2 protein-coding genes are annotated in these 8,585 nt (G+C 45.0%); both read left to right on the top strand.

All coding sequences use genetic code 11. The features are described from left to right. Positions 1-191: 191 nt before the first annotated feature. Positions 192-6,566: a hypothetical protein gene (locus tag KDK19_RS00595; protein WP_257291114.1), complete on the top strand. Its 6,375-nt coding sequence runs from the start codon at positions 192-194 to the stop codon at positions 6,564-6,566. Positions 6,567-6,688: 122 nt separating this feature from the next. Further along, positions 6,689-8,065, top strand: a complete 1,377-nt coding sequence (gene xseA / locus KDK19_RS00590; protein ID WP_257252384.1) for an exodeoxyribonuclease VII large subunit — start codon at positions 6,689-6,691, stop codon at positions 8,063-8,065. Positions 8,066-8,585 lie beyond the last annotated feature (520 nt).

Here is an 8,585-nt window from a genome sequence, read left to right as displayed (position 1 = left end):
AAAAAAAAGCCGAACAAAACGGCAAGAAAAGTGAACGAAGCAGTCACTCTGACGGCAGGAAAAGTGTTGACGATAACGAGCCACCACCGGACAGAAATCATCCAGTCACACCAGCAGACAGCGTCTCCTCGGCATCTTTGCTTGAACATCTATCTTATTTCTACAAAAAGTCCTGGCTTCGGCCTGAAAGAATGAGCCATATATCGGAATTTCTTTCAGAACAGCTGGATATCAAATCCAGGGAGCAATTTGAAACGTTTTACGGTCAATGCCAACTGCCCGATGATGAAGGTGAAACACTATACAACCAGATGCTTCGGGGTTTTGATCCGAAAAACTCTCAACACATGGTGCTGGCATCAAAAGCTCTGGAAAATTCTATAGAAGTCATTGTTCCTGATGCTCAAGGAGATCACTGCCATAGCTACCATGTTCGTACGCCTCAACAGCCTCTGAACAGTCTCGAAGATGCCTATGTCTTCCTGTTTTACGGGCATCACGCTGTAAAACTGTCTCATCACAGTGACAACTTCCTTTGGTCCACTCACTTCCTGACCAGCTCCCACTTAAATAAACAGGAAAGTGACTGGCTGAGAGACAGTCGATCTGAAAATGCTTTATGGGAACTGTTTCCACAGTGGCAAAAAGACATTTTGTTATACCGGGAAAATCTTCAATACAACGCCATAAATTCTGCCAGCGAAGAGCTACTGAAAAAGGCGTCCATAAAATCTGCCAGCGAAGGACTAAAACAGGCGTTTACTGCACCCGATAAATTCATGCAGGGGGAACAAGGACAAAACCTATTCAGTTTTTACAATACATTACGTCTTGCTTGTCACCCATTCGACGATAAAGAGAATCCTGATGGCACATTTTACATTAGTAAAAACGTTCTTGGAGCAGTGATTTTTTTCTGGCAAGACTCTGCCAGTAAATATATCCCCTTTATAGCTCCGGATCTCTCCATATCTTCAATAAACGACAAGATACAATCTATGGATGATCATTTAAAAAATTATTCCGAGGGCTCATTTTTAGTAAAAAAACAGGACATCCGCTATGTGATTCCTGCACTTGTGGTGCTTGCACCTGTTTTTAGAAAAACCTATACAGAAGCAGAGAGAGTTATATCTGGTACTGAAGATGCTCTTGTCTATGGTGGATTAGCCAGATGGCAACATCTTTCGTCTTCAGTTAAACCCACTGAACTTGGCAAGGTTCCTGTTACCAATGATATTGACCTGGCAGTTGAGGATATTACAAGTCTGGAAACCATATCAGCCTCGTTAGAGGAAAAGCTGAGAGACGCCCTGCCCGGCACCACCGTCAGACGCAACAACATTCACACCATAGTTTTAGCCAACCCAAAAGAATTACAGCGCAGAGGGCTACTGCACACCTTAAAGATCAATTGCTTTCCCGATACAAACAAAGGAAAAACAATGGGGTTCGCCCGTTGTAAGACAAAAAAATGGCGAATTTTGTCTATCGATATTTCTGCCGGTCCTGAAGGGTATTTCGATTTCATGCGTGTAGAACCTTTTGCCATAGGTTCCAAACTGCTTATGACAAACTTGCCTGCTCTGGTTGAAAAACTGCTGCAGGACATGCAACTTGATCAAACCAACCCAAGGATTGATTCAACACGACGGGTGCAAAATGCTCAAAATGTGTTAAAAATCTTGCTGGCGAGTGACACTGAGCAACAGGTTCAGGCCATTATTCAGCAGTCAGTCCTCAGCAGTTTTTCAGAATCATCCAGATTACCGGAATTTCTGCATCCATATATCAAGCCCCTGCCTGACAGTGAACAGGAAAGCAGTGTTAAGGCGAAAAATCCTGTGGGTGAGCAAAAAGGTATCGACCAACATGATAGAGCAGTTTCTACCGCTACTTACATTGAAGGTAAAGAGGCGATAACAGATGACTCAGATTTAGATTCCCATAAGAATAAACAGAAACGGATAAAAACGGTCAAGCCAGAAATAAGCGACATTGCAACTGCGCCAGTAAAGGTTGATATCAAATTAGAAGCAATCCCTGATGATCAAAGCTCTGCGGTAGCTCATCACAATAAGATCACAGCACCTGATTCGGCTGAATGCTCAAAAAAAGGAAACAAGAAAACCACCACCCAAAAGTCAGTCTTGAGTATAATCGATTTCGAAACGGCATTGACTCAATCCATAGAAATATCAAACTGGATTAGAGAAATGGATCATAACTTTCCGGGTGAGCTGAACAGGGCAATAAAGACACCACACTGCCAGAGCTCTGAAGAAAGCCCTGCGCCCGATGCAAAACTCGACACATTGCAAAATCAATTGGAGGATGGAAAAACAAAAACCCTGCAGATACTGGCTTGTTCCGGAGCTTCTGCAGATACATCCAGTGACCAACCAGTCATAACCATCAATCTGGCTAGCACCCTCGACAGTCGGCAGCGCACAGGGTTAGAACAGGCCGCTTATGAGAACCACTTCCCCTATGCCCAACTGGTTCAGGCGTTGTTCATTCTGAACCAAAAACTCCCGTCCGAAAAGGCGGAAGCACTTAAGATCTATGAAAAAGCATTCGAGCTACTTTTACCGGCAGCCATTGCTGGTATACCGCTTGCCTACCAATTATTAATTGGAATGCAATTGCACAACCACCATCCGGCGGGCTGGCCCCAGGTGGAACCGGTAAACCGACTGTTACGCAGCATGGCTTCCAGGGAGACAAGCTTAAGCCAGATAAAGATTGAAGGGGCATTGAATGAAGGGTTTCTCGAGCAGATCTACCAGGATGTGGATATCACCACCCTGACAAAGATTGAACAGGAGTTGGCCAAAGAGTCAGACCTCTCGGGCAGAGGCAAAGAGGTGAAGGCCATTCTCAATGCCCTGAGAGAACCCGATACCCGCTCTAAAGTAACAGCCCTTAAAGCAATCCGCTCCAGAAATCAGGAGCTGCAACAAACCATCGGGTCACTGATACTGATACTTGAGAGAAAAAAAGAACCAGCGGCCGGTCAGATTTACAGTGAACTTTGGTCGTACAGCCTCAACACTTTGCAAATTAAGGGCGCCTTGAAAAAAAAATCTCCGCTCATTGATATATCTTATTTCCCACACGTACTAGCCATGACTGACCTGAAAGCATTCATGGATACCGAGCGTACCGGACAATTGCTCGAAAATAATCAACCCAGATTCATAGCCTTTTGGAAAATGGGCTTTTGGGAAAGCTATCTCAAAGCTTCGTTGAGCAAAGACAGCAAAAATGAAAAGAAACTATTTGATGAGCATCATGACAAAATAAGCAATAAAGCCATTGAAAAGTCCAGACCCGACTTAATAAAAGACTGGATTCTTGCCAGGTCTTTGCTGCTTTCAAGGAATTTTATTCAAGTCAAAAAGTTTCCGGTTCCGGCTTCCCCCACTTCGGCGCAACTGACATCTGGAACCGATACCAATACTGAAAAAGAAAAAAGAACCATAAACACAACCAGACGACCAACAGAGCTAAGGCCACGCATCCGACCATCAACAGAACCATTCAATGAACGGGTACACAACCAGTATTTATTTCAACTGGATAACAATATTATTCAGGAAGTGGTCTTGATTCAGGAAAACCCGAATTTTTTTTTACAACAGGTAGAAAAACACATCACTGCATTCAGAAAGACTTTACTGATCAATGGTGACCATGCAACAAACATACTGGGAATGGGTTATTACTATTTTCTGAAAGCACTGGCCATGATGGGAGCCAAAATGGCCGATGATAATAAAACGATTGAGTTGTCCCTAAGCCCGATAGTCAAACTCGTCGCCAAAAAGATAAAAGAGACTATTTTATTGTCTAAAAAACATTACTTCCCTTATGCCCCGATGCTCTTGCTGTTTTTTGAACAGGGTGTGGAAGAAAATTCTGCCAGCACATTAACAAATGCCAATTTCTCTGCATTCTCCGGGGTGTCACAGTCTATTGAGATTTTATTGGAATGGGACTCGAATCTATCGGTTCTGGCCGGAGTATTCCTCAAGTGGCTGGTGCTGCTTCCAAAGCCTTTCGAACTTAAACTGGCCTTTGATGCAGACACTTACGCGAAAAACCCGAAAAGCAAGATTCCGGGTAAGGTAACCCCTTCCATACGTCTACTTAGAAAGTTTCTGGAGCAGCTTCCGGTAGAAGGCTCTGATGGCGCCGTTGATGCTGTTTTGAATCAAATCGGCAAGACATTTACAAATGCCCGGCATCTGTCAAACGAACAACTTGAACAAGCGACAGCAACAGAGTATGCGCGAGCAGCTGGGTTAGGTAGCATAGCGGAGGCTGACGCTGTGACTGCGTGGAAGAAGCCGAAGGACGCGATTTTGGGACTGGAAGCCTTAATATTGGAAGGGACAGCGAAAGCAGATGCAGCAAAAACAGCATTAGCGAAAGCGGTACAGATATTGGAAAAGCATGAGACAGAGAACACGAAAGAAAAATTAAGATTGATACTGTATCTCGCTACTGGTCGAACAGAATTGATGAATTTTAGTGGTATGGATATATCCGTATATATCATTAGCTTTTCTATATTTGCCTTTGAATCAAAGTCAGAGATTTCCATATTGCTGAAACAGGCTCAGAAGGAGTACATTAATAAAGGTATTAATCCTGAACTACGGGCAACAGCAGATCTTATAAAACTTGCTTTTTATCTGGTTTGTGTACCAACAGAAGTGAAGCCGGACCTCCCACATCTTAAAGCCCTTTCCCTGAATGCCCAAGCCCGCTTAACAGCTCATCATTTTGGTCATGACTTACAACTTCTGACAAAATTAATTGATTTGTTTCCTGAACTGCTTAACGATGATAAAACATCGTATTGGATCAACACTCTTTTGCTGGCTCATCAGCATATCATCACGTTCATCGGTGGAAATGCAGAAAAGGCAAGAAAACTTCAGAGTGACTCAGATGATTGGAAAGAGATAAACCATTGGCTTCAGAGCTTTGTATGGCACAAGCCAGTCAAGTTCCATACAATTGCACGCAATCTTCACTCACAGCTCGTAGACTATGCAGTCTTTCACAATGACAACTTGAAAAAGTTCAAAGATGGAGACGAAAGTACTTTTATTCTTGCCATTGAACAGGCCAGAAAAGTTGGCTATCAGAAATTAAAACAGACGTTAAAACAATATGAAGATAAAACGGATATTCTATCAGTAAAGATGTCAGGCTGGCTTCACTGCCTGGCTGGATTGACGCTTCTGGAGGCAGAAATAAGTTCTGATCACAAGCAGATAGTATTGACCGGTCGCAAAAGAGTCCTGCTCAGCGCACATGATCATTTCGGCAAAGCTCGTGAACTTGGCTTCCCTTATGGTGGCTATCTGGAATCACTGGTGTTAATGCGGCTAGCCAACCACTATCAGTACTATCAGGGTGAGAACCCCGAAGCCTCGCAAACAGACCCGATTTATAAGCCTGTTATTCAATACGCATCGACCAAAAAACCAGAGAAAAAGATCTTTATTGAAGCAGGTAAGATTGTTACGGAAATTTTGCCCGGTTTGATAGCAAGCTCTCTACTGGGTGTGCGCTTTGCGGCTGAAGCGGCCATCAGAGTCTTTACTGATGAACGGTTTAATCTTCTGCATATCCCTCAGGCTGGGTGGCCAGCACTGATCGCAAAGCATTTTTTTATGAACCCCGTACACCATAACCTCCAATTTTTGTTCAGTCATGATGGCCCTGAAGTTGAAGAAGCGTTATTTCCCAGGATAATTGATCCAGACAGTATTGAAAGCATACTGTTGAAACCGCTGGAGAACACAAGGCGTTTTCCCATTAAAAAAAGACCAAAACAATATTGTATTTTTCTGGACAATGAAATCAAAAGTAATGACAGACCAGAGAACATTAAAAAGTACTTTAGCCTTGTAAAGGCTTTTGTATTAGGTAAATCAGAGATGCTGGATGCTTCATCCGAGGCAACCGTTTCTGAAATTGATCAGCTATCAGAGAGTGTTGCAAGCTATGGGCTAAGCCGGAATGAATATACAGCATCGTTCGAAGTGCTACAGGAAACACCACAACCTGATACCGCTTTTGATGCATTCGTTTATAACCTGCCCCGACTGGAATCTCACTCAAATTATGAGGCTATAAGAAGTGCTCTTTTGAAAAAACATCGCACAAAGTCAGTCTTGGTTCACTATTATTTATGGGCTTATGAGACGCTCAATAATAGCTATGACAACGAACAGGATCTGTTCTGGAATGAGATAATGACGAAGAAGATTGAGGAAAATACACAAATGAAAGCCGTTTTTTTGGCACTTCTGGCAACCGCCGATCTAACGCTTATGTATGATGAAAACCGGAAGGCTATGAGCACCGCATTCGAACGATATGATGCAAATCTTGCTCCCTGGCTGGATTTTTTTCACTGGATATCAATCACTCCCGCCTTTCTTCTGGGAGAGAAAGAAAGGGCAGACTTCCACCTGAGACGTTATGGAAACCAAAATATTATTAAGTCATTAAGCAATTATCCAGTATCTACTCAACAAGAGTAACAGGAAGGCCTTGACGGGCACGCCCGATGCGGACATTAATGAATGTATAGTTTGATCGGGGATAATCAAGTATATTGTTATTCAGCCTTATCTCTCTCAAACACCATGGCATCAACATTCTCATGCAAGGCCATAATTTATTTCATGCTGAGCAGGGTACTCCCGCTCAATCGGACAATCAGCGCCCTCTGACGGTAACAGAGCTGAACAGCCAAACCCGGCGAATGCTGGAAACGCGGTTCGCAAATGTCAGAGTTGAAGGCGAACTTTCCGGTCTTGCCCGACCCGGCTCAGGACACTGGTACTTCACCCTTAAAGACGCCAATGCCCAGATTCGCTGTGCAATGTTCAAAAACCGAAACCGCAGCCTGCGTTTTGTTCCGGCTGAAGGCATGCAACTGATTGTCAGAGGTCGGGTCAGTCTCTATGAAGGTCGGGGCGACTACCAACTGATTGTCGATCATATGGAAGAAGGCGGCGCCGGTGCTCTTCAGCGTGCTTTTGAGGCGCTTAAGCTCAAATTAGCCACTGAAGGTCTGTTCAATTCAGAGCATAAAAAGCCTCTGCCGGCCTTGCCCTCTCATATCGGTGTCGTGACCTCGCCAACAGGTGCCGCTATCCGCGACATCCTGGCAGTACTAAGAAGACGTTTCCCCTCCATACCCATTACCGTCATTCCCAGTGCAGTCCAGGGTAAAGAAGCTGCCAACGAGTTGGTCAGAGGCGTTGAAATGGCCAATCGCAGCGGGCTGTTTGACGTTCTTATTGTCGGTCGCGGGGGTGGCTCACTGGAAGACCTCTGGCCTTTCAATGAAGAAAGGGTCGCCAGAGCCATAGCAGCTTCCGATGTTCCCGTGGTCAGTGCTGTGGGCCATGAAATTGATTTTACCATTGCTGATTTTGTCGCCGATTACCGGGCCCCTACGCCATCGGCAGCAGCTGAGGTGCTCAGTCCTGACCAACAGGATATTCTCAATAAGCTCGCCTTACTGAACCGCAAGCTTCAGGCTTTAATGAAGCATCGTCTGCAAGTCCTGTCCCAGACGCTCGATAACACCAGTCTGCGCCTGCGTCATCCGGGCGAACGCCTGAGAGAGCATCACCAGCGGCTGGAAGATCTGCACATTCGGCTTCAGCAATCCATGACCATCGCCCTGCAGTTCCATTCTGCAAGGCACCAGAGACTCAACGACAGGCTCCTGCAGTCTTCACCTTCAAGACGCATTGAGCGGCTGCAAGGCCAGTTGAATCTGCTGAAAAATCAACTGGATTCATCCATACAAGTACTTTTAAAGCAGAAAGAAAGTCGCTTAAAACAACTGACCGGCATGCTGGATGCCGTCAGCCCCCTGGCAACACTGTCGCGAGGCTACAGCATTGTGGCCAGGGGCGATGAATTTATTCGAGAGGCCGGGCAACTGACGGAAGGTGAACGGGTGACGGCACGATTCAGCCAGGGTTCAGCAGACTGTCAGGTGATTGAGATTCGCAAATCGTGACGACTATACCTCAATCCTCAACCGTTCTGACTCCCCATAACACCGCTGCCAATCCGGATAATGTCTCAAACCTGGTTAAGAAAACTCAGAGTAAAGGCAGCTGATCAATCAGGGCGATGCCGTACATCAGGCATTAAGCTGTTTTATAAATCCCAGTGCAGTTGCAAATTAAGCCAGGAATCCGTTGACATGCAAAAGAATCGGGCAAGATTTAAAGCGCTGCCTGGAGTAATTCCCTGCTTGCCATTAACAAGTTCATTGACCGGCTGTTAAGGAGGGTGTCGCATAACTCTGCCTCCCATGCTCCAGATTGGGAACCCGTACCTTATCTAAGCTTTAGAGCCGGGTTTTCAGTGGAGGTATGTATTTCCACGCTGGGGCGTGGGAACCAGTTGTTGGAGTTTTGCAACACCTTCTTGATGAAGAAGATAAAAAACACGCTTGTTTTCTTGATCTATCCTTCTCCTCTGTAAACCAGAGGACAAGGATAGAATTATTAAACACTCACTTTTTGCGGCAC

Origin of the sequence: Endozoicomonas sp. ONNA1 (assembly GCF_024606325.1) — a bacterium.
Taxonomy (GTDB): Bacteria; Pseudomonadota; Gammaproteobacteria; order Pseudomonadales; family Endozoicomonadaceae; genus Endozoicomonas_A.
Note: the sequence above shows the minus strand (reverse complement) of the source record. Positions and strands in the feature narration are given on the sequence as shown.